20 protein-coding genes are annotated in these 22,808 nt (G+C 70.3%); 12 read left to right on the top strand and 8 right to left on the bottom strand.

Going from position 1 to position 22,808, the window contains the following annotated elements; genetic code table 11:
- Positions 1-59: 59 nt before the first annotated feature.
- Positions 60-1,073: a LysR family transcriptional regulator gene (locus tag MKK69_RS06960; protein ID WP_243967026.1), complete on the bottom strand. Its 1,014-nt coding sequence runs from the start codon at positions 1,071-1,073 to the stop codon at positions 60-62.
- Between the two features lie 97 nt (positions 1,074-1,170).
- On the opposite strand from MKK69_RS06960, the gene MKK69_RS06965 reads away from it, so the two are divergent.
- Genes MKK69_RS06965 through MKK69_RS06975 form a run of 3 tightly spaced genes read left to right on the top strand, consistent with a single transcriptional unit; the run spans position 1,171 to position 3,240 of the window.
- Entirely contained in the window at positions 1,171-2,421 is a 1,251-nt protein-coding gene (locus tag MKK69_RS06965; protein WP_243967027.1) for a GNAT family N-acetyltransferase, read from the top strand.
- A complete protein-coding gene (locus MKK69_RS06970; protein WP_243967028.1) occupies positions 2,421-3,032 on the top strand; it encodes a cysteine hydrolase family protein in 612 nt (203 codons plus the stop codon). The genes MKK69_RS06965 and MKK69_RS06970 overlap by 1 nt, the downstream gene beginning before the upstream one ends.
- Positions 3,025-3,240 (top strand): hypothetical protein, encoded by a 216-nt coding sequence (locus MKK69_RS06975; protein WP_243967029.1) that lies wholly within the window; start codon positions 3,025-3,027, stop codon positions 3,238-3,240. The genes MKK69_RS06970 and MKK69_RS06975 overlap by 8 nt, the downstream gene beginning before the upstream one ends.
- Here the strand turns inward: MKK69_RS06975 and MKK69_RS06980 are convergent, their stop codons facing one another.
- Positions 3,241-3,420, bottom strand: coding sequence for a hypothetical protein (locus MKK69_RS06980; RefSeq protein WP_243967030.1), 180 nt, complete (start codon positions 3,418-3,420; stop codon positions 3,241-3,243).
- A gap of 418 nt (positions 3,421-3,838) precedes the next feature.
- Positions 3,839-4,066 carry an HOOK family protein gene (locus MKK69_RS06985; RefSeq protein ID WP_243967031.1) on the bottom strand — a complete coding sequence of 76 codons (228 nt, stop codon included), beginning with the start codon at positions 4,064-4,066 and terminating at the stop codon, positions 3,839-3,841.
- Positions 4,067-4,353: 287 nt separating this feature from the next.
- Here MKK69_RS06985 and MKK69_RS06990 point away from each other — a divergent pair, with 287 nt between their 5' ends.
- The 6 genes from MKK69_RS06990 (at position 4,354) to MKK69_RS07015 (ending at position 12,923) form a co-directional block, all read left to right on the top strand.
- The gene (locus MKK69_RS06990; RefSeq protein WP_243967032.1) at positions 4,354-5,637 is read left to right on the top strand and encodes an efflux RND transporter periplasmic adaptor subunit; all 1,284 of its coding nucleotides are present in this window, start codon (positions 4,354-4,356) and stop codon (positions 5,635-5,637) included.
- A gap of 49 nt (positions 5,638-5,686) precedes the next feature.
- The gene (locus MKK69_RS06995) at positions 5,687-8,857 is read left to right on the top strand and encodes an efflux RND transporter permease subunit (RefSeq protein WP_243967033.1); all 3,171 of its coding nucleotides are present in this window, start codon (positions 5,687-5,689) and stop codon (positions 8,855-8,857) included.
- Between the two features lie 150 nt (positions 8,858-9,007).
- A complete protein-coding gene (locus MKK69_RS07000) occupies positions 9,008-10,162 on the top strand; it encodes a CaiB/BaiF CoA transferase family protein (protein WP_243967034.1) in 1,155 nt (384 codons plus the stop codon).
- Positions 10,163-10,179: 17 nt separating this feature from the next.
- Positions 10,180-10,929, top strand: coding sequence for a glucose 1-dehydrogenase (locus MKK69_RS07005; RefSeq protein WP_243967035.1), 750 nt, complete (start codon positions 10,180-10,182; stop codon positions 10,927-10,929).
- Positions 10,930-10,939: 10 nt separating this feature from the next.
- Positions 10,940-12,088, top strand: a complete 1,149-nt coding sequence (locus tag MKK69_RS07010) for an acyl-CoA dehydrogenase family protein (RefSeq protein WP_243967036.1) — start codon at positions 10,940-10,942, stop codon at positions 12,086-12,088.
- A gap of 1 nt (position 12,089) precedes the next feature.
- Entirely contained in the window at positions 12,090-12,923 is an 834-nt protein-coding gene (locus MKK69_RS07015; protein ID WP_243967038.1) for a MaoC family dehydratase N-terminal domain-containing protein, read from the top strand.
- Positions 12,924-13,056: 133 nt separating this feature from the next.
- On the opposite strand, the gene MKK69_RS07020 is transcribed toward MKK69_RS07015, so the two are convergent.
- Both MKK69_RS07020 and ade read right to left on the bottom strand, forming a co-directional pair.
- Positions 13,057-13,482, bottom strand: coding sequence for an organic hydroperoxide resistance protein (locus MKK69_RS07020; protein WP_243967039.1), 426 nt, complete (start codon positions 13,480-13,482; stop codon positions 13,057-13,059).
- A gap of 88 nt (positions 13,483-13,570) precedes the next feature.
- Entirely contained in the window at positions 13,571-15,292 is a 1,722-nt protein-coding gene (gene ade / locus MKK69_RS07025) for an adenine deaminase (protein WP_243967040.1), read from the bottom strand.
- Positions 15,293-15,416: 124 nt separating this feature from the next.
- Between ade and ilvD the strand changes: the two genes are divergently transcribed.
- Positions 15,417-17,246, top strand: a complete 1,830-nt coding sequence (gene ilvD, locus MKK69_RS07030) for a dihydroxy-acid dehydratase (protein WP_243967041.1) — start codon at positions 15,417-15,419, stop codon at positions 17,244-17,246.
- Here the strand turns inward: ilvD and MKK69_RS07035 are convergent, their stop codons facing one another.
- The 3 genes from MKK69_RS07035 to MKK69_RS07045 form a co-directional block, all read right to left on the bottom strand.
- Positions 17,247-17,918, bottom strand: coding sequence for a GDSL-type esterase/lipase family protein (locus tag MKK69_RS07035; protein WP_243967042.1), 672 nt, complete (start codon positions 17,916-17,918; stop codon positions 17,247-17,249).
- Between the two features lie 3 nt (positions 17,919-17,921).
- Entirely contained in the window at positions 17,922-18,959 is a 1,038-nt protein-coding gene (locus MKK69_RS07040; RefSeq protein ID WP_243967043.1) for an SGNH/GDSL hydrolase family protein, read from the bottom strand.
- 63 nt (positions 18,960-19,022) lie between these two features.
- On the bottom strand, positions 19,023-19,994 hold the full coding sequence (locus MKK69_RS07045; protein WP_243967044.1) for a GDP-L-fucose synthase family protein: 972 nt from the start codon (positions 19,992-19,994) through the stop codon (positions 19,023-19,025).
- 236 nt (positions 19,995-20,230) lie between these two features.
- Here MKK69_RS07045 and MKK69_RS07050 point away from each other — a divergent pair, with 236 nt between their 5' ends.
- A complete protein-coding gene (locus tag MKK69_RS07050; protein ID WP_243967045.1) occupies positions 20,231-21,754 on the top strand; it encodes a phytoene desaturase in 1,524 nt (507 codons plus the stop codon).
- Entirely contained in the window at positions 21,735-22,805 is a 1,071-nt protein-coding gene (locus MKK69_RS07055) for a phytoene/squalene synthase family protein (protein ID WP_243967046.1), read from the top strand. Before MKK69_RS07050 ends, MKK69_RS07055 begins: the two co-directional genes overlap by 20 nt.
- Positions 22,806-22,808: the final 3 nt, after the last annotated feature.

The raw sequence follows: 22,808 nt of genomic DNA on the forward strand, positions 1-22,808 counted from the left end.
ATCATGCGCGCGGCGCGGTCAAGGGAGCCTGATCGGGCCGCGCGACGGGCCGGCCGCCCTCAGGGTGTCATGCCGGTGAAGCCGGCGAACAGATCCGGAAGCGGCTCGCCCTTGATGGCGGTGGGCAGGTCCCGGGGATGGATGAACTCGTCCCGGAACCAGGGATAGCGCTTCGGATCGAAGGCGGCCCGCAGCCAGTCGATCGTCCGGCGCACCCGCTCGATCCGCTCCGCGTCCGGATGATAGGTCAGCCAGATGTCCAGGCTGAACCGGCCCAGATTGTCCACCGGTATGACCCGCGCCCCGATCGCGCTGGCGTAGGTCGGCAGGAGACCGATCCCCGCCCCCTTGGCGATCGCCCAGTAATACGCGCTGCTGACGTTGATCTTCAGCGCGATCGGAACCGAGGCGGGGAAACCCGGCAGCTCGCGGCTGAAATCCTCCAGGCGGATCGTCTGGCTGCTGGCCTGGACCACGATCCGGTGGCGGGCGAGATCCTCCGGCGCGGCGGGAAGTCCGTAGGTCTGTTCGTATTCGCGCGCCGCGTAGGGAATCAGGTGGATGCGGCCCAGCTTGACCAGCCGCAGATCGGGGCTGGTCGGCCGCGACAGCTGGATCGCCACGTCGGCCTCCAGACGGAGGACATCGGCGGATTCCATCGCGCAGCGCAGATCGACCGTCAGGCGCGGGTTGGCCCGCTGAAACTCGACCAGGCGCGGCGCCAGCCAGAACGCGCCCAGCCCTTCCGTCACCGCGATCCGGACCTCGCCGGCCTCGGCGAAGGGCGCGGTCTCCCCCGCCCGCATCAGGCCGAACGCCGCGGTCTCCATGCGGGCGGCGGCCTCCAGGATCGCGTGTCCCTCCGAGGTCAGACGGATGCCGTCCACGTGGCGCGTCAGCAGCGGCGCGCCGATCAGGGTTTCGAGATCGGCGATCCGCCGGCGCACCGAATTCACCGACACGCCGAGCTTGGAGGCCGCGGCCCGGAAGCTCCCGGAGCGCTCGAGGGTCAAGAAGACGCGGATGCTCTGCCAGTCGGGCATCACGCCCCGGCCCGCCTCCGTCTGTTCCATCTACGGAACGCCCCTGTTCCAAATTTTGCACATACAGGGAGTGCGCTAGATGCGAAGTGCTGAACCGTCAATCCGTACCTCAATGTCAGGTCATCCGATGACGGTGCACATTGCACGCTCCCATTTCGTCGCGACGGACGTGGATCATCTTGGGTCTTCCCAAGTCTCTCCGCGGCAGCGGCACGCACTCGGCGCGCTCAAGGTCGATCGCGTCGCCCGCCACCTCGTGATCTTCATGCCGGCGTCATGCGATCTCGAACGGCTCATCGCGGCCGCGCGGCTCGATCTGCCGGACCTTGCACCGCTGAAGACTGTCCAGCGGGTGATGTCGCGCAACCCGGATAGTGTGATGGCGATCGCCCATCGGCACAGATTCGACGCCGCCGCGCCACGGGGCGACGGCTTCGTCGCCTGCCTGATGCTGAATGCCGACGGCCTCGCCGCACTCAAGGCGGGACGTTTCGACGCGGCGGATCCGCCGGACGCGATGCTGGCCGGCCAGCACGAACGCCCCGCTTGCATCTATGTCTGGGCCGTCCACGCGCGGCGGCGTCTGGCCGGCGGCGTCAGCCTGGTCTTCGACCGCCTCTCCAGCCCGAACTACCAGGGCGTCGACTTCTACGCCCGGGCGGCGACGCCGGAGGGCGCGAGCCTGCTGACGGCCCTCGGCTTCGAAGCACCGAGCGCCGCACAGGGCGGACTCTACCACTTCGCCCGCGGGCCGAAGGCCGAGCCCGCACCGCCCTACGACAGCCACCGCCCCGGCGGGACCGGCACCAGCGTCGCGGTCGCGCGCAGCATGGAGGATCTCGCCCGCGTCATCGCGCTGCGCGCCGCCGTCTACATGGCCGAACAGGCCTGCCCCTACGAGGAGGAGTTCGACGGCAACGACCTCTCGGCCACCCACCTCATCGGCTATGTCGGCGATGAGCCCGCCGGCTGCCTGCGCATCCGCTTCTTCGCGGACTTCGCCAAGATCGAACGCCTGGCGGTGCGGGCCGAGTACCGCAACACCCGCATGGCCTTCGCCCTCGTCCGCGCGGGAATCGAACTGGCCCGGGTGAAGGGCTACCGCCGCCTCTACGGGCATGCGCAGAAGCGCCTCGTCGGGTTCTGGAGCCGCTTCGGCTTCGCGGTCTTCGAGGGGGCGCAGGAACTGGTCTTCTCGGATTTCGACTATGTCGAGATGCTGCTGGAAACCGAGCTCCATCCCCAGGCCATCGGGCTCGGCGTCGATCCCTACGTGATCATCCGGCCCGAGGGCCGCTGGCATCGCGCGGGGGCCCTCGACCGCTCCCGTGCCCGCGCCGTCACCCGGCCCTCCGTCGATCGGAAGGTCGCGGTGTGATGCGCCAGACGAATCCGATCCTCTACCGTCGGCCGCGCAGCGTCCCCGTGCTGGTGCTGGTGGACATGCAGCAGGAATATGAGATCGCCGGCCGGCCGCTGGCGCTCCCGCGCATCGGCCCGGCCCTGGAAAATTGCCGCCGCGCCCTCGGCCATGCCCGGGACAGCGGCATCCAGGTCGCCTATGTGCGCTGGATCGGCGCGCCCCTGTTTCAGGCCGGCACCCGATTCGCCCGCTGGATCGAGGGTTTCGAGCCGCTGGGCTGCGACATGATCTTCGATCGGGATCGACCGTCCTGCTACGCCAGCCCGGCCTTCGCCGACGTGATGGAGCGGGGCAGCCCGCCCCTCGTCGTCGCGGGCTTTGCCGGCGAGGCGGCCTGCCTGGCCACCGCGATCGACGGCTATCACCGCGGGCAGGACGTGACCTTTCTGTGCGACGCCTCCGCCAGCCACGCCCTCGACGGGATCGCGGCCGAGGACATCCATCGCTCGGTGAGCGCCGTGCTGCGCGCCTTCGCGGATGTCACGGACACGCAGGCCTGGATCGACGCCTCGGCGCCCTTCCGGACGACGGCCTCCATCTCAAGACCGACGCATGCCCATGATTGACCGAAGCCACGACAATGCCGCCGGCGGCGCCGTGTTCGCCCGGGACGCGGATATCGATCAGCGCCTCGGACGCCACGCGATCGCGCTCCTCCAGGCCGCGCGGGACGCCGGGGATCCGACGCTGATCGCCCATGCCGAGGCCGCGGCGATGGCGGTCGGCTTCGCGCTGGCGGCCCGCCAGCCGGACGGGGGCCCGGGCGACGACTGATCAGCTCGCGTCGTCTTCGCCGCCGATGAGGCGCATGGCGCGCAGCCGCGCCGTCCGCTCGTCGCGGGCCCGCCGCTCCGCGTCGAGGGCGAGCCAGAGGGCGATCGTTTCGGCCTTGGGCTGCGGCGCGACGCGTGCGTCGGCATCGCGGGCCGCTGCGGTGTGATCGAAGGCGTCCATCGTACGGGTTCCGTGCGCTGATTTGTCGTCCGCTACCGCCCAGGGATCGAGCGGTCCAGCCGAATGGCAGGCTGGGCGTCGACAATGCGCCGCCATCGTCACATCCATCCGCCCCAGTTTCCGCCACACCGGACTGAAGGCCTGTCGCGGACCGGCATCGGCACCGTGCTCCGAACATGTCCGGCCTATGGACCTCGATGACAGAACCGTAATGGACTCGAGCCAGTCTCTGACCATTTACGAGATTGAAATCATTCGTTTCGTCCGTGACGTGTGATTAATATTTTGTCATTACAAAATTGCATGGGGCACGACACGGCGTAGATCTCAGAAACAAGATGGACATCAAGATGGCCTAGACCATCGCGATATCCGCCGAGGGAACTCGGCGTGCCGGGCGCTCTGCGAGCCGAGCGTGTCAGGTCTGGGATTCCATCAGCGTGGCGATAACGGACTCGACCACCTCGATCTGCTGCTGCAGCGCCACGAGCCGCGGCCCGGCCTCCGAGCCGTCGCCCAGGACGAACGTGCCCTTCTGCCGCCGGGTCTCGCGCAGCTTTCGCACCGACGCCACAAGGATCTGCCGCTCCTCGATGAGCGCGGCGCGAAGTTCCTGCAATCCGTCCAGTTCCAGCGTGGAGATCATGCAGCGTCCTGGTCTCTTCGGCCGGGTGCGGCAACGCCGGCCTGTCGGTGATGGGCGATGCCGCTCAGCGCCGGTTGGGCCACGCGACGCCGGGACGGGCGATCGCTGGCCGCTGCGGAGCGGCGGCCGCGAAGCTACCCTGCGACACCCGGATTTGCACGCCCTGTCCCGGCCACGATTCCCCGGCTCGGTGTATCGCATCGGTGTCGGCGGTGGGGATTGTATGCTATTGAATGCAAAATACTCAGGTTCGACCGAGGGCCGGACCGGGAGGCGGACGTGAGCGCATGCTGAGCGGGGACGAGGATGATCGCGCCGCATCGCGATCGCGTGAGATCGATGCGGCGCCAGGCGGGGTCGACCGGCGGCGCGATCCGGTCGCGCGCGGGTCGCGGCGCGGCCGCTCCTTCGCGGCGATCCTGGTCCTGCTCGCCCTCGCGGGCGGGTGTGCCTATGGCTATACGCGGCTCGGCCAGCCCGCCGAGAAGCCGAAGGCCGCCGCCCCGCGTCCCGTGCCCGTGACCCTCGGAACCGTCGAGCAGGGGCCGTTCGCGCTCGTGTCGAACGGTCTCGGCACCGTCCAGGCCTACAACACCGTTCAGGCACGCACGCGCGTCGACGGCGAGATCCAGCAGGTCGCCTTCCGCGAAGGCCAGGCCGTCCACAAGGGCGACATCCTCGTTCAGGTCGACCCGCGCCCCTATCAGGCGGCGATGGACCAGGCCAAAGCCAAGAAGGAGCAGGACACCGCCAACCTCAACAACGCCAAAGCGGATCTCGTCCGGTACACCGGCCTCGGCGCCTACGCGTCGCGGCAGCAGACCGAGACGCAGACCGCCCTGGTCGCACAGCTCACGGCGCAGGTCGCCTCCGATCAGGCCGCGATCGACAATGCGTCGACCCAGCTCGGCTACGCCACCATCCGCGCGCCGATCGACGGCGTGACCGGCTTCCGGCAGGTCGATATCGGCAACATCGTCAACGCCGCCGGCCAGACCCCGATCGTCACGATCACCCAGGTGGAGCCGATCTTCGTGGTCTTCACCGCGCCGGAGGATCAGCTGCCCGCCATCACCGCGGCCCTGCGGAAGGGCGACGTGCCGGTGGAAGCCTGGAGTTCGGACGGGCTCACCAAGCTCGCCGACGGCAAGCTCGCCCTGTTCAACAACCAGGTGGACACGGCGACCGGCACGATCCGCCTCAAGGCCGTGTACGAGAACCGGAACCACGCCCTCTGGCCCGGCCTGTCGGTCTCCACCAAGATGCGGGTCGGCATCGTCGCCGTCGCCACCACGGTTCCCGACAACGCGGTCCAGCATGGACCGGACGGCCTGTTCGCCTTCGTGGTGGACGACGGCAATCACGCCCATCAGCGCGCCCTGAAGGCCGGGCGCTCCGATTCGGGCCGGACCCAGATCCTGAGCGGCGACCTGAAATCCGGCGAGCGGGTGATCACCGCCGGGCAGTACAAGGTCCAGGACGGGAGCCTCGTCGGTGAGCCGCCCGCATCCCGGGCGGCCCAGGCGGAGGCGCCGGACACGTCCGCGCGCCGGGTGGAGGCTCAACGCTGATGGGCCTTCACGCCGCGACGGCGGTCTCACAACTCGGGCGGGCCCGGCGATGAAGGGCGGCATTTCGGCGCCGTTCATCCGGTTCCCAGTGGCGACCACGCTGATCATGGTCGGCATCCTGTTCCTCGGGGTGGTGGCCTATCCGCTCTTGGGCGTCGCCCCGCTGCCGCAGGTGGATTTCCCGACGATCCAGGTGACGGCGCAGCTCCCCGGCGGCAGCCCCGAGACGATGGCGTCCTCGGTGGCGCAGCCCCTGGAGCGGCAGTTCTCGCAGATCCCGGGCGTATCGCAGATGACCTCGACGAGTTCCCTCGGGATCTCGACGGTCACCGTTCAGTTCGAGCTGAACCGCAACATCGACGGTGCGGCGAGCGACATCCAGGCGGCGATCAACGCCGCCGGCGGCCAGCTGCCGAAGAACCTGCCGAGCCCGCCGACGTACCGGAAGGTCAACCCGGCTGATTCGCCGATCCTCCTGCTCTCGGCCACCTCCGACAGCCTGCCCCTGATCGACGTCGACGATGCCGTCGACGTGCAGCTCGCCCAGCGGATCAGCCAGATCTCCGGCGTCGCGCAGGTCTTCATCGGCGGCCAGCAGAAGCCCGCTATCCGCATCCAGGTTGATCCCGCCAAGCTCGTGGCCAAGGGTCTCTCGCTGGAGGACGTGCGCACGCAGCTCACCCTGACCACGGTCAACAACCCCAAGGGCAGTATCGACGGCGGCAGCCACAGCTACACGATCTACGCCAACGACCAGCTCACCGAGGCCAAGAACTGGGACGCCGTGATCGTGGCCTACCAGAACGGCGCGCCCCTGCGCGTGCGCGACATCGGCCACGCGGTGGCCGGCTCCGAGGACACCAAGCAGGCCGGCTGGACCAACGGCCAGCGCGGCGTGTTCCTGGTGGTGTTCAAGCAGCCCGGTGCCAACGTGATCGACACGGTGGACAGCATCAAGGCGCAGCTGCCGCGCCTGACCTCCACCCTCCCGGCCGGGATCAAGATCGGGATCCTGAGCGACCGGACCCAGACCATCCGCGCCTCCGTGGAGGATGTGCAGTTCACCCTGCTGCTCACCATCGTGCTGGTGGTGGCGGTGATCTTCGTCTTCCTGCGCAGCTTCTGGGCGACGGTGATCCCGAGCGTGACGGTGCCGCTCGCGCTGCTCGGGGCATGCGCGCTGATGTGGATCGCGGGCTACACCCTCGACAACCTCTCGCTGATGGCGCTCACCATCTCGGTGGGCTTCGTGGTCGACGACGCCATCGTCGTGCTGGAGAACATCAGCCGCTACGTGGAGGAGGGGATGCGGCCGATGGAGGCCGCCTTCAAGGGCGCGGGCGAGATCGGCTTCACCATCGTGTCGATCTCGGTGTCGCTGATCGCGGTGCTGATCCCGCTCCTGCTGATGGGCGGCATCATCGGCCGACTGTTCCGCGAATTCGCCGTGGTGCTGTCGATGACGATCGCGGTGTCGGCCTTCGTGTCGCTGACGCTGACGCCGATGATGGCCGCCCGGCTGCTCAAGCCGCACGACGCCGAGCGCCACGGCCGCCTCTACCGGATGAGCGAGGCCGGGTTCGACTGGCTGCTCTCGGTCTACGAGGACGCCCTCGACGTCGCCCTGCGATTCCGCAAGGTCACGCTCTTGGTCTTCTTCGCCACCTTGGCGCTGACCGGCTACCTGTTCGTGGCGATCCCGAAGGGCTTCTTCCCGCAGCAGGACACCGGCTTCATGATCGGCGTCACCGAGGCGGGACAGGACATCTCCTTCTCGGCGATGATGACGCTCCAAGAGAAGGTCGGAGCGATCGTCCAGGCCGACCCGGCGGTGGCCACCGTCGGCATGTCGCTCGGCGGGAACGGCCAGGCGCTGAACTCGGGCCGCATGTACATCACGCTCAAGCCCCGGGAGGAGCGCGACGTCAACGCGTTCCAGGTGATCGGCCGCCTGCGCCCGAAGCTCGATCAGGTCGCGGGCATCCGCACCTTCATCCAGGCCACGCAGGACGTGCGCACGGGCGGCCGGACCTCGCGTACGCAGTTCGAATACACGCTCCAGGACCCGGACCTCGCCGAACTCAACACCTGGGCGCCGCGGATCCTCGACCGGCTGAAGACCCTATCGGAACTGCGCGATGTCGCCACCGACCAGCAGACCCGGGGCACGACCCTGACGCTGTCGATCGACCGCGACGCCGCCTCGCGCTACGGGATCACGCCCCAGCTGATCGACGACACCCTCTACGACGCCTTCGGGCAGCGGCAGATCGCGCAGTACTTCACCCAGCTCAACAGCTACCACGTGGTGCTGGAGGTGCTTCCGGCCCTGCAGGGCAGCGTCGAGAGCCTCGACAAGATCTACATCAAGGCGCCCAACGGCGGCGGCCAGGTGCCGATCGCGGCCTTCGCCCGCTGGACCACCGACCCGGTGGCGCCGCTGGCCGTGAACCACCAGGGCCAGTTCCCGGCGGTGACGATCAGCTTCAACCTCGCCCCCGACGTGGCGCTGGGCCAGGCGACAGAGGCGATCGGCCAGGCGATGCGCGACCTCCAGGTGCCGCAAACCGTGGTGAGCGGCTTCCAGGGCACCGCGCAGGCCTTCCAGCAATCGCTCTCGACGGTGCCGCTGCTGATCCTGGCGGCTCTGTTCGTCGTCTATCTGATCCTCGGCATCCTCTACGAGAGCTTCATCCACCCGATCACCATCCTGTCGACGCTGCCCTCGGCCGGCGTCGGCGCCCTCGCGGTGCTCATGTGGGCGGGGTACGATTTCAGCCTGATCGCGCTCATCGGCATCATCCTGCTGATCGGCATCGTGAAGAAGAACGGCATCATGCTGGTCGACTTCGCCATCGTGGCCGAGCGCGAGGAGGGGCTGACCCCCGAGGAGGCGATCCGCCGGGCCGCGCTGCTGCGCTTCCGCCCGATCCTGATGACCACCATGGCGGCCCTGCTCGGGGGCATCCCGCTGATGTTCGCCACCGGGACCGGCTCGGAGATCCGGCAGCCGCTCGGCTACGCCATGGTCGGCGGCCTCGCGGTCAGCCAGATCCTGACGCTGTTCACGACGCCGGTGATCTACATCTACCTCGACCGGCTGGCGCACCGCTTCTCCTTCTGGGACAAGCCCGGGGCGGTGGACGCGGCCCTGGCCGATCCCGGGGCGGAGCCGGTCGAGGAAGTCCGGGGACCGCCCGCGCTCCGCGCGGCGGAGTGATCCGCGTCCCCGCGCGCAGCGCGACGCGGAAGCCAGTCTGACGCTCACGGCAGCGCGGCCCTGTCACCGGACCCGGCTTGGCGCGGGCCGAGGCTGACCCAGGTGAGCCGGGTCCGGCCCCGCGGGGCAGCTTAAAATCAAAGGACGCGCATGAGCCAGACCCTGCCGCTGCGCGGGCTGACCGTCCTGGCCCTGGAGCAGGCGGTGGCCGCGCCCTACTGCACCGCGCGGCTCGCGGATGCCGGCGCCCGGGTCATCAAGATCGAGCGCCCGGAGGGGGATTTCGCCCGCGGCTACGACGATGCGGTGAACGGGCTGGCCAGCTACTTCGTCTGGCTCAACCGCGGCAAGGAGAGCTTCGTCGCCGACATCAAGGATCCGGAGGATGCGCGCCTCCTGCACGCGGTCCTCGCCCGGGCCGACGTGTTCGTCCAGAATCTCGCCCCCGGTGCCGCCGCCCGGGCGGGCTTCGGCGCGGCGGACCTGCGCGCGCGCTACCCGCGGCTGATCACCGTGGACATCTCCGGCTACGGCACCGGCCACGCCTACAGCGCCATGAAGGCCTACGACCTGCTGGTCCAGGCCGAGAGCGGGCTTGCCGGGATCACCGGCCATCCGGCCGGGCCCGGCCGGGTCGGCGTCTCGGTCTGCGACGTGGCCTGCGGGATGGATGCCCATGCCGCCGTGCTGGAGGCGCTGATCGCCCGGGGAATCTCGGGGCAGGGCTGTGCCCTCGACGTGAGCCTGTTCGGCGCCGCCGCCGACTGGATGACTGTGCCGCTGCTCTATTTCGAGGGCACAGGCCGGGTCCCGCAGCGGGTCGGCCTCGCCCATCCGTCGATCTGCCCCTACGGCGCCTTCCCCACGGCCGATGACAGCCTGGTGCTGATCTCGATCCAGAACGAGCGTGAATGGGCCCGCTTCTGTGCGTCGGTGCTGGAGGACCCCGACCTCGCCACCGCCGAGGGATACGCGTCGAACACGGCCCGCGTGGCCAATCGGGACGCGGTCGATCTCCGGGTCGGGGCCGCGCTGGTACGGCTGTCCCGCGACGCGGCGGCGGCCCGGCTGAAGGCCGCCGGGACCGCCTACGGCTTCGTCAACACGCTGGCAGACTTGGCCGCCCATCCGGCCCTCGTGCGCAGTGTGGTCGAGACACAGGCCGGACCCGCCCGGATCGTGGCGCCGCCTGTGCTGATCGACGGGCAGGTGCGGGCGCTCGGTCCGGTCCCCGAAATCGGCCAGCACACTGCGCGGATCCGGGCCGAGTTCGCGCCCCCTGGAAGCAGCGGGCGGAACGCATGACCGAACGGGAGGTGACGATGAGGCTCGAGGGCAAGATCGCGATCGTGACGGGGGCCGGCGGCGGTTTCGGGGCGGGGATCGCCCAACGTTTCGCCGCCGAGGGGGCCCGGGTCGCCTGCGTCGACATTGATGCGGCGGCCGCTGGGCGGGTGGCGGGCGAGATCGGCGCGAATGCCCTCGCGGTCGGTGCGGATGTGGGCGAGGCCGCCGATGTCGAGGCCGCCGTCGCGGCGACCCGGGAGCGGTTCGGCGACCCGCACATCCTCGTCAACAATGCCGGCACCACCCACCGCAACAAGCCGCTGCTGGAGGTGACGGAGGACGAGTTCGACCGGGTCTTTCGGGTGAACGTGAAGTCGATCTTCCATTTCGTCCGGGCGGTGGCGCCGCTCATGCGCGACGGCGGCGGCGGCGTGATCCTGACCGTCAGCTCGACGGCGGCTCTGCGGCCGCGCCCCGGGCTCACCTGGTACAACGCCTCCAAGGGGGCGGCGAGCCTGGCCTCGAAGTCGCTGGCCCTGGAGCTGGCGCCTTGGAAGATCCGGGTGAACGCCCTCTGCCCGGTCATGGGGGCGACCGGGTTGCTCGAGCAGTTCATGGGCATGCCCGATACGCAAGAGAACCGCGCGCGGTTCATCGCCTCGATCCCGCTCGGGCGGTTGTCCCAGGCGAGCGACATCGCGGCGGCGGCCCTCTTCCTCGCCTCCGACGAAGCCGCCTTCATCACCGGCGTCGACCTGCCGGTCGATGGCGGGCGCACCGCCTGAGGAGCCTGCCATGGAAGCCTATACCGAGATCCGCGAGGCCGTGGCGAAGCTCTGCGCGGGCTTCCCCGGCCCGTACTGGCGGGCGCTCGACCGGGAGATGGCCTACCCGACCGCGTTCGTGAACGGGCTGACCGAGAGCGGCTACCTGTCGGTCCTGATCCCGGAGGAGTACGGCGGCTCCGGCCTGCCGCTCTCCGCGGCGGCGGCGATCCTGGAGGAGGTGCAGCGGGCGGGCTGCAACGGCGGCGCCTGTCACGCCCAGATGTACACGATGGGTACGCTGCTGCGGCACGGATCCGACGCCCAGAAGGCGGCGTATCTGCCGGCGATCGCCGAAGGACGCCTGCGGCTCCAGGCCTTCGGGGTAACCGAGCCGACCTCCGGCACCGACACCGGCAGCCTCAAGACCACGGCACGCCGCGAGGGCGACCACTACGTGGTCAACGGCCAGAAGATCTGGACCAGCCGCGCAGAGCATTCGGACCTGATGCTGCTGCTCGCCCGCACGACGCCCCGGGCCGAGGGCATGAAGCGCACCGACGGGCTGTCGGTGCTCCTCGTCGACATGCGCGAGGCGCGGGACAGCGGGCTCACCATCCGCCCGATCCGGACGATGATGAACCACGCCACCACGGAGGTGTTCTTCGACAATCTCCGCGTCCCGGCGCAAAACCTGATCGGCGAGGAGGGCAGGGGCTTCCGCTACATCCTGTCCGGCATGAACGCCGAGCGCATCCTGATCGCCGCGGAATGCGTGGGCGACGCCAAGTGGTTCATCGACCGGGCAAGGGCCTATGCGGGGGAGCGCTCGGTCTTCGGCCGGCCGATCGGCGCGAACCAAGGCGTGCAGTTCCCGATCGCGAAGGCCTACGCCAACATGCGCGCGGCCGAGCTGATGGTGCGCGAAGCGCTCGCCCTCTACGAGGGCGGCGCGAATCCCGGGGCGGAGGCCAACATGGCCAAGATGCTGGCGGCCGACGCCTCGTTCGAGGCGGCCAATGTCTGCATCCAGACCCATGGCGGCTTCGGCTTCGCGGAGGAATACGACGTGGAGCGCAAGTTCCGCGAGACCCGCCTCTACCAAGTCGCGCCGATCTCCACGAACCTCATCCTGGCCTACCTGTCCGAGCACGTGCTCGGCCTGCCGCGCTCCTACTGACATGATGGACTTCGCCGCCTGGATCGGCCGGACCCGCACGCAATCGGACCTCGTCACGCCGCGGCTGCTGGCCGAGTTCCGCGCCACCTTCGCGCCGCATCTGGCGCCGGTCGCCGACGGGACGGCGCCGCCGGCCCTGCACTGGTGCCTCGCCCCGGAGACGGCGCCCGCCGAGTCCCTCGGGCCGGACGGCCATGCCGCCAAGGGTGGTTTTCTGCCGCCGGTGCCGCTGCCGCGCCGGATGTGGGCGGGCGGGCAGATCGAGACTCTATCCGCGTTGCGCGAGGGCGACCACGTCACCCGGACCGAGACGGTGCGGGATGTGGCCTTCAAGGATGGGCGCAGCGGCCGGCTGTGCTTCGTCACGGTCGAGCACGCGGTCGCCACCGACCGCGGCGTGGCGATCCGGGAGCGGCAGGACATCGTCTATCGGGAAGCCGCCGGCGCGCAGACCGGGGCAGCGGCCGCGGCCGAGCGCGACGATCCGGGTGCCTACGATACGGTCTGGTCCGTGCCGGCGACGCCGACGCTCCTGTTCCGTTACTCGGCCATGACCTTCAACGGTCATCGGTTCCACTACGACCAGCCCTACGCCATGCAGGTGGAGGGCTATGCCGACCTCGTGGTCCACGGGCCGATGCAGGCGACGCTCCTGATGAACCTCGCCGCCACGATGCTCGGCCAGGTTCCGCGGCTGTTTCGCTATCGCGGCCTCTCGCCGATGACCGCCAACCAGATTTTTCGCGTCTGCGGCCGGCGGACTGGGGAGCGGTTCGAGGGCGTGACGCTGGATGCAGCGCGCGGCGTCTGCATGCGGGCGCACGCAGAAGTGTGAGCGCGGGTTCGGCCAGTCACGGCTCGCACCGAATCACGCCGTCGTCCCGCGACTGTCCAAGACGCACCCTCATCCCGAGGGCACACCGCATTGCGGGCGCAGTTCGGGATGAGGGACGGATCGATAGAGGCGCTCAGGCGAGCGTCAGGCCGACATTCACGTTGCCGCGGGTGGCGTTCGAGTACGGGCAGACCTGATGGGCGGCGTCCACCAACTTCTGCGCGTCGGCGCGGTCGAGGCCCGGCAGGCTGACCTTCAGATCGGCGGTGATGCCGAAACCGCCCTCGGAGCGCGGCCCGATGCCGACATCGGCGGTGACGCTGGTCTCGGCCGGGACCTTCAGCTGCAGCGACGGGGCGACGGCCTTCATGGCGCCGAGGAAGCAGGCCGAGTAGCCGGAGGCGAAGAGCTGCTCCGGATTCGCACCCGGACCACCCGCGCCGCCCAGTTCCTTCGGGGTCGAGAGCTTGACCTCGAAGCTGCCGTCGGCGGTCCGGGCCGCGCCGTCGCGGCCTCCGGTGGCGGTGGCGGTGGTGCGGTACTTCACGTCGACGGACATCGGCAATCTCCGGTTTCAGGGCAAGGGCGGCATCTAGGGGCCTGCCGCCGGCTGCACAGCCCCGATTTAGATTGTGCGCAATCGAAATTCAAGGATCGATCAGCATGAACCGGTCGACATCCACGAGCCCGCGATCGGTGATCTTGAGGTGCGGGATGACCGGCAGCGGCAGGAACGCCACCTGCAGGAACGGCTCCGGGAGGACCACGCCGAGGCTGCGCGCGGCGGCCCTGAGCGCCACCAGGGCGTGCCGGATCGCCTCGAACGGCATCAGGCTCATCAGGCCGGCGACCGGCAGGGCGATCTCGGCGAGCACGCGGCCGCCCTCGACCACGACGAAGCCGCCCTCGATCTCGCCGAGCCGGTTCACCGCGACGGCCATGTCGGCCTCGTCGACGCCCACCACCGTGATGTTGTGGCTGTCGTGCCCGACCGACGAGGCGATGGCGCCGCGCTTCAGGCCGAATCCCTTCACGAAGGCGACGCCGATCCCGCGCTCCCCCGGCGGCGTCCGGCCGTGGCGCTCCACGACCGCGACCTTGATGGCATCCTGATCAAGGTCGACCCGGCGCTCGCCGCCGACATAGGGCAGGCTCAGATCGTGGCGCAGGGTGATGATCTGGCCCGGGACGACGCCGATCACGGGTGTCGACGGCCCGGAGCCCGGGGCTGCGAAATCCGCGCCCGTCACGCGCCGCGCGCGGACGCTGCCGCGGCCGATCGGCGTCACGGGGGGCCGCGCGTCGAACAGCGCCGCGTCCACCGGTCGCCCGGCGGCGAAGACCTGCGAGACGGCGCAAATCTCCAGATCGTCGAGCGCCACGAGGTCGGCGCGCTGGCCGGGGGCGACGAGGCCGCGGTCGAACAGGCCGAAGGCCCGCGCGGCCGACCACGACGCCGCCCGGTAGGCGGCCAGCGGCGGGGCGCCGAGGGCGATGGCGGTGCGGATGATGTGGTCGAGATGCCCCTCCTCGGCGATGTCCAGGGGATTCCGGTCGTCGGTGCAGAAGGCCAGGAACGGCGCCGTGCGCTCGGTCAGGATCGGCGCCAGGGCGTGCAGATCCTTGCAGACCGAGCCCTCCCGGATCAGCACGGTCATGCCCTTGGACAGTTTCTCCATCGCCTCTTCGGGCGTCGTCGCCTCGTGCTCGGTGCGGATGCCGGCCGCGATGTAGCCGTTGAGCGCGGCGCCGCGCAGCAGGGGCGCGTGGCCGTCGATGTGCCGGCCCTGGAACGCCGCGAGTTTGTCCAACACGCCCGGATCGCCCGCGAGCACGCCCGGAAAATTCATGAACTCGGCGAGTCCGATCACCTTGGGATGGCCTGCGAAGGCCAGCAGGTCCGCGGCAGAGATCCGCGCCCCCGATGTCTCCAGGTGGTCGGTGGCTGGGACGCAGGAGGAGAGCTGCACCCGCAGGTCCATGGCCAGCGTCCCGGCGGAGTCCAGGAACCAACCGAAGGCCTCGGTCCCGAGGACGTTGGCCATCTCGTGCGGGTCGCAGATCCCCGTCGTGACCCCGTGGGGCAGGACGCAGCGCTCGAATTCCTGCGGCGGCATGAGCGAGGATTCGACGTGGAAATGCGTGTCGATGAAGCCAGGCACGACGATGCGGCCGGACAGGTCAATCTCCCGCCGCCCGCGATACGTGTCGAAGGTGCCGACGATCCGGTCGCCGCAGATCGCGATGTCCGAGGCGACGATGTCGCCGGTGACGAGATCGAGGAAGCGGCCCCCCTTCAGGACGAGGTCGGCCTCGACGCGCCCCTGGCCCTGGTCGATCGCCCGTCGCAGGAAGTCCACCTGATCCATCACGCCTCGCTCCACCCCGGCATCTGCCAGGAGCATGCCACGGATGCACGGCCCGCGGCGACGCTTGCGGCCGCGCGGCGGCGGGCGCAGAAGCCCTGCACCTTCAAACCGATCGAAGCTCGCGATGCCCGCCTATCGTTCCCGCACCACCACCCACGGCCGCAACATGGCCGGCGCCCGCGGCCTGTGGCGCGCCACCGGCATGAAGGACGGCGATTTCGGCAAGCCGATCATCGCGGTGGTGAACTCGTTCACGCAGTTCGTGCCGGGCCACGTCCACCTCAAGGATCTCGGGCAGCTCGTCGCCCGGGAGATCGAGGCCGCCGGCGGCGTCGCCAAGGAGTTCAACACCATCGCGGTCGATGACGGCATCGCCATGGGCCATGACGGCATGCTGTACTCGCTGCCGTCACGGGAGCTGATCGCGGATTCCGTCGAGTACATGGTCAACGCACACTGCGCCGACGCAATGGTGTGCATCTCGAATTGCGACAAGATTACCCCCGGCATGCTCATGGCGTGCCTGCGGCTGAACATCCCGACGGTGTTCGTCTCCGGCGGCCCGATGGAGGCCGGCAAAGTCCAGCTCCCGGGGATCTCCAGGAAGGTCGATCTGGTCGACGCCATGATCGCGGCCGCCGACGACCGGATCTCGGACGCCGATGTCGAGGTGATCGAGCGTTCGGCCTGCCCGACCTGCGGATCGTGCTCCGGCATGTTCACGGCCAATTCCATGAATTGCCTGACCGAGGCCCTCGGGCTGGCCCTGCCGGGCAACGGCTCGGTGTTGGCGACGCATGCCGACCGCCGGCGCCTGTTCGTCGAGGCCGGACACCTGATCGTCGACCTCGCCCGCCGCCATTACGAGCAGGACGATGCCGGCGTGCTGCCGCGGGCGGTGGCGAGCTTCGAGGCGTTCGAGAACGCCATGACGCTGGACATCGCCATGGGCGGGTCGACCAACACGGTGCTGCACCTGCTGGCCGCCGCCCACGAGGGCGAGGTGCCCTTCACCATGGCCGATATCGACCGGCTGTCCCGCCGGGTGCCGGTCCTGTGCAAGGTCGCCCCGGCGGTGGCCGATGTCCACATGGAGGACGTGCATCGGGCCGGCGGGATCATGGGAATCCTGGGCGAGCTCGACCGGGCCGGGCTGATCGACACGGCGGCCGGCAACGTCTCGGCCGGGACGCTCGCCGCCGCCCTGGCGCGGTGGGACGTGCGCGTGGGCCCGAGCGCGTCGGTGCAGACCTTCTACCGGGCGGCCCCCGGCGGCGTGCCGACCCAGGTGGCCTTCAGCCAGGAATCCCGCTTCGACGACCTCGATCTCGACCGGGAGGGCGGGGTCATCCGCGACGCGGCGCATGCCTACTCGCAGGATGGCGGCCTCGCCGTGCTCTACGGCAACCTCGCGGAGCAGGGCTGCATCGTGAAGACCGCGGGCGTCGACGCCTCGATCCTGACCTTCTCGGGGCCGGCCCGGGTGTTCGAGAGCCAGGACGCGGCGGTGGACGGGATCCTGAACGGCAAGGTCTCGGCCGGCGAGGTCGTGCTGATCCGCTACGAGGGCCCGCGCGGCGGCCCCGGCATGCAGGAGATGCTCTACCCGACGAGCTACCTGAAATCGAAGGGGCTCGGCAAAGCCTGCGCCCTGGTCACGGACGGGCGGTTCTCCGGCGGCTCCTCGGGGCTGTCGATCGGACACGTCTCGCCGGAGGCGGCCGAGGGCGGCCTGATCGGCCTCGTGCGCGACGGCGACACCATCGCCATCGACATCCCGGCCCGGAGCATCCGCCTGGAGGTCGCGCCGGACGAGCTCGAGCGGCGGCGGGCGGCGCAGGCGGCGGCGGGCTGGCAGCCGGCAACCCCGCGCAAGCGCAAGGTCAGCGCGGCCCTGCGCGCCTACGCGATGCTGACCACCAGCGCGGCGCACGGGGCGGTGCGCCGTCTCTGATCAGCGGTTGCGGCGGACCCGGGCGGCGACCGCGGCGAGCACCGCCGCGAGGCCGGCGACGCGCCGCTGCGCCGCTCCGTGGGCCGGTGCGGCAGCGGCGTCGGCCCCCGCCCCGGGCGCAACGCGGCCGAGGGCCGAGAGCATCAGCGGCTCGATCGCCGCGTAGCCCGCCCGGCTCAGATGCAGCCCGTCGGTGCCGTAGGAACGGCGCAGCCCGCCGGACTTGTCCGCCAGGACGGAATGGTAGTCGATGTAGGTGGCGCCGTGCGCCTGCGCGTGCGCCCGGAGCCACGCGTTGACCGCCGCGATCATGGACGGAGCGTCGGGCACCTCCGGGTTCCACGGGATCCGGGCGGCCGGCATGATCGAGCCGACCCAGGCCGTCACGCCCATCGCCCGCGCCTCGTCGAGCATGCCGGCGATGGTCCGGGCGATCTCGTCGGCGGGGACGAAGAACCCCTCGTTGCGGCCGATATCGTTGACCCCGCAGAGGAGATGGACGCCCCGGGCTCCCGTCTCCTCCAGGTCGCGGCGGAACCGCATGGTGATCCAGCGCGCCGTCTGCCCGGATCCCCCGCGGGGGATGAGATCATGGGCCGCGAAGGTCGCGGCGCGGTGGAAGCCCCATTGCTCGGTGATCGAATCCCCGATGAAGACGATCGGCCCCGTCATGGCCTAGGCCGGCGATCCGGCGCGGGCGCCGAGCACATCGGCGACCTCCGCCAGCAGCCGGTCGGCGATCATCTGCCGGCCCTCGGAGGTCACGTGCACGATGTCGGTGAACAGGAGGCGGCTCTCGCCCTCGAACAGCCGGCCGAGGTCCCGCACCGCGAAGGGCGCGTCCGCGCCGCCTCGGGCGTCGAGGCGGTCGAGAACGCCCTCGAAGCGCGTGTATTGCCGGTCGAGATACGCGAGGAACGTACCGGAGGCGGCGTGGGCCTCCTCGCCGACACGCTCCGCCTTGCGGACGACGGTCGGCTGGAGCAGGAAGCGGACCGGTGCGCCGATGCCCGGTGCGAGCCGGGCCAGCCGCTTCAACGACAGCTCGAATTGCCGCACCACCTCCCATTCCCAGATGTCCGACTGCCAGTTGGTCAGCACCCGCAGGTTCTCGAGACGGTTGAAAATCATCTCCTGCAGGCTCTCGTAGGACAGCTCCTCCGTATCGGCTTCCATCCTCCGGTGGTCGAAGAAGTACTCGTAGAGGCATTCGCTGGCGAATTGGTTGTAGGGATAGCCCGCCCGCGGATCGAAGCTCCACGGCTGGAAGATGTCGGTGCCGCCGCCGACGATCAGGATCACGTCCGGCTGGAGATCCATCAGCCGGCTCGTGATCAGGGCGATCATCTGGTTCAGGCAGGCCGAGATCACGCCGAAATTGTAGACCCGCGCGCCCTCGCCGTGGACCCGCTTCAGGCCGGTCTCCATTCGGCCGGGTATGGTGTCGGCGAAGACCTGCCCGTCGACCAGCGTGCTGTCGCCGACGACGAACACGCGCAGGGTCTCCGAGGGCGGGCGCGGCTCCGCATGCGTGTCGTTGCGGTAGCCGAGCACGTCGTAGCGCCAGCCCTTCTCGGCCAGGACCGCCAGCGGCTTCCCGGCGAACTGCACGTAGGGCGCGGGAAATCGGGTGTTGGCATCGAAGTTCTGGAAGACCTTCAGGAACTTCTGCCGTCGCATGTGTTCGTCGGCATCGGACCGCCGCTCGGCCATGAGCCCTCTCCTCCCGATCGATACGTCAATGGCGGCGCGCCCGCGCGGGTCGCTGGCCCCCGCTCAGCTCCGCAGGGTGGCGTGGTTGTCGAGGAACCAGGCGTAGGTCTGGCGCAGGCCGTCCTCCAGGCCGACCTCCGGCCGCCAGCCCATGGCTCTGAGCCGCGACACGTCCATCAGCTTGCGCGGCGTGCCGTCGGGCTTCGACGCGTCGAACTCCAGCGCGCCGTCGTAGCCGATCACCCGCGCCAGCGCCTCGGCCAGGTCCCGGATCGTGCAATCCTCCCCCGTGCCGACATTGATGTGCGACAGGTCCGGCCGGGTGTTGGCCGCGTAGACCGCGTCGTCCATCTCCATCACGAACACGCTGGCCCGCGCCATGTCGTCGACGTGCAGGAACTCGCGCATCGCCCGGCCCGTGCCCCAGACCGTGACCGCCGGGCGGCCCTCCGCCTTGGCCGCGTGCAGCCGGCGCATCAGCGCCGGCAGGACGTGGGCGTTCTCCGGGTGGAAGTTGTCGTTGGGCCCGTACAGGTTGGTCGGCATCACGCTGCGGTAGCGCCGCCCGTACTGGCGGTTGTAGCTCTCGCACATCTTGATGCCGGCGATCTTGGCGACGGCGTAGGGCTCGTTGGTCGGCTCCAGCACCCCGGTGAGCAGCGCGTCCTCGCGCATCGGCTGGGGCGCGTGCTTCGGGTAGATGCACGAGGAGCCCAGGAACAGCAGCCGGTCGACCCCGTGCCGATGCGCGGCGTCGATGATGTTGGCCTGGATCAGCAGGTTCTCGTGGATGAACGCGGCCGGATAGGTGTTGTTGGCGTGGATGCCGCCGACCTTGGCGGCGGCGAGGTAGACCTGATCGATCCGGTTCTCGGCGAAGAAGCGCCGGACCGCGGCCTGGTCGAGCAGGTCGAGGGCCTGCCGGTCGGCCGTCAGGATCTGCGCGCGCTCCCGCTCCCGCAGGCGGCGCACGATCGCCGAGCCCACCATGCCCCGGTGGCCCGCCACGAAGATGGTCTGATCGCGACCGTCCATCACACGTCCCATGTCCCGTTGAAAGCGCCTCTCACCACGGCCCTATAGCGCCGTTCGATCGGATAATCGCCGCGCGACCATGGAATTTCTGCCGCGCATGGCATCGTCGCAACGGCCATCGGGGCGTTCGCGCCGAGGCACCGGGCCCGGCCGTATCCGAGGCCCCATCGCCGCCATCCGTGCGCCTTCGCAATTCGCCCTTGCGGACCGGCGAACCGGCGCGATAGTGTCAAGCCATGCTGACACTCGCGGTCGATCAAAGCGTGGTGCAAGAGGCCGATCGGCGACCGCATGCCGTGGTCATCGGCTCGGGCTTCGGCGGCCTCGCCGCGGCCGTGCGCCTCGGGGCCCGGGGCTATCGGGTGACCGTGCTGGAGCGGCTGGAACAGGCGGGCGGCCGGGCGCGGGTCCACCGCCAGGACGGTTTCACCTTCGATGCCGGACCGACCATCGTCACGGCGCCCCAGCTGTTCGAGGAACTCTGGACCCTCGCCGGGCGCAAATTGTCGGACGACGTGACGCTCTGTCCGGTCGATCCATTCTACCGGATCCGCTTCGCGGACGGCACGTCCTTCGCCTATAGCGGCGATCCCGAGCGCATGCGCGCCGAGGTGGCCCGCTTCGCACCCCAGGATGTCGCCGGCTACGAGCGCTTCATGGCCCATAGCCGCGCCGTCTGCCAGATCGGCTTCGAGCAGCTCGGCCACGTCCCGTTCGGGCGGGTCGGCGCGATGCTGAAGATCGCCCCGGACCTGCTGCGCCTGTCCGGGCACCGCTCGGTCCACGACGTCGTCTCCCGCTTCGTCCGGGACGAGCGGCTGCGCACGGTGTTCAGCTTCCATCCCCTGCTCATCGGCGGGAATCCCTTCCGGGCGAGCGCGATCTACTGCCTGATCGCGGATCTCGAGCGGCGCTGGGGCGTCCACTTCGCCATGGGCGGCACCGGCCAGCTGGTCGACGGGCTCGTGCGGCTGATCCGCGGCCAGCGCGGGCGGGTGCGCCTGGGCGTGGAGGTCGCGCGGATCCGCGTCGCGGGCGGGGCGGCCACCGGGGTCGAGCTCGACAGCGGCGAGACCATCGCGGCCGATCTCGTGGTCTCGAACGCCGATTCGGCGGTGACGCATGCGCGCCTCCTGCCGCAGGCGCAGCGCTGGAGCCCGGGCCGGTTCCGGCGCGCCCGCTCGTCCATGGGCCTGTTCGTCTGGTATTTCGGCACGCGGCGCCGTTACCCGGAGGTGGATCACCATACGATCCTGCTCGGGCCGCGCTATCGCGGATTGCTGGCCGACATCTTCGACCGCAAGGTCCTGGCCGATGATGCCAGCCTCTACCTGCACCGGCCCACCGCCACCGATCCGAGCCTCGCGCCGCCCGGCTGCGACGCCTTCTACGTGCTGGCGCCGGTGCCCAACCTCGCGGGCGGCCAGGATTGGCGGGCGCTCGCGGAGCCGTACCGGCGGCGCATCGCCGAGATGCTCGAGACGAGCGTGCTGCCGGGCCTGTCAGAGGCGATCGTCACGTCCCGGGTGACGACGCCGCAGGACTTCCAGGACGATTTCCTGAGCTATCGCGGCTCCGGCTTCGGCCTTGAGCCGGTGCTGACGCAGTCGGCGTGGTTCCGACCGCACAATCGCTCCGGCAACGTGCGCAACCTCTATCTGGTCGGCGCCGGCACGCATCCCGGCGCCGGGCTGCCCGGCGTCCTCTCCTCCGCCCGTATCCTCGACAGCGTGGTCCCCGATGCCCGCGTTACCGCCTGAATTCGCCGCCGCGGCCGACCGGACCGCCTGCCGCACCGCGATCCGGCGCGGCTCGAAGAGCTTCTTCGCGGCCGGGCAGCTCCTGCCGGGGGATGTCCGCGAGGCCGCCTATGGGCTCTATGCCTTCTGCCGCCTGTCGGACGACCTCGTCGACGAGGCGACGGACCCGGAGGCCCGCCACGCGGCGGTGGCGCGCCTCGATCGGCGGATCGGCCGCGCCTATGCCGGCCAGCCGGCCGACACGCCCGCCGACCGGGCCTTCTCGGAGATCGTCGCCGGCTTCGCGATCCCCGAGGCGCTGCCGCGGGCGCTCATCGAGGGTTTCGCCTGGGACGCAGCGGGGCGGCGCTACGCCGATCTCGACGCCCTCCACGCCTACGCGGCCCGGGTCGCCGGCTCGGTGGGGGCGATGATGGCGCTGATCATGGGGGTGCGGACCCCGGAGGCCCTGGCCCGCGCCTGCGACCTCGGGGCCGCCATGCAGCTCACCAACATCGCCCGCGATGTCGGCGAGGACGCCCGCATGGGCCGGCTCTACCTGCCGCTCGACTGGATGCAGGAGGCCGGGCTCGACCCGGAGGCTTTCCTGGCCGATCCGCGCCCGAGCCCGGCGCTGGCCGCCATCGTAGCCCGGCTTCTGGCCGAGGCCGACCGGCTCTACGCCCGCGCCGAGGCCGGGATCGACGCGCTTCCGCCCCGCTGCCGACCGGCCATCCGCGCCGCGGGCCTGATCTACGCGGAGATCGGCCGCGTGATCGCCGCCTGCGGGCACGATTCGGTCAGCCGCCGGGCCCGCGTGGGGGGCGCCCGCAAGCTCGCCCTGATCGCCCGCGCCACCCGCATGAAGGCGGTCGCCGCGGACCTCGCCGCGCCGGTGCTGCCGCAGGCGGCGTTCCTGGTCGAGGCGGTCGCGCGCAATCCGCGCCATCCCGCCCGCCTGCGGCCCGCCCTGCGGCCCTGGTGGGATGTGGGCGGCCGCGCGGTTCATGTCCTCGACCTGATCGAGCGCCTCCGCGAACGCGAGGCCTTCGGCCGGTCCGCGCCGTCCTGAGTT

This window comes from Methylobacterium sp. J-026 (assembly GCF_022829585.1).
Taxonomy (GTDB): Bacteria; Pseudomonadota; Alphaproteobacteria; order Rhizobiales; family Beijerinckiaceae; genus Methylobacterium.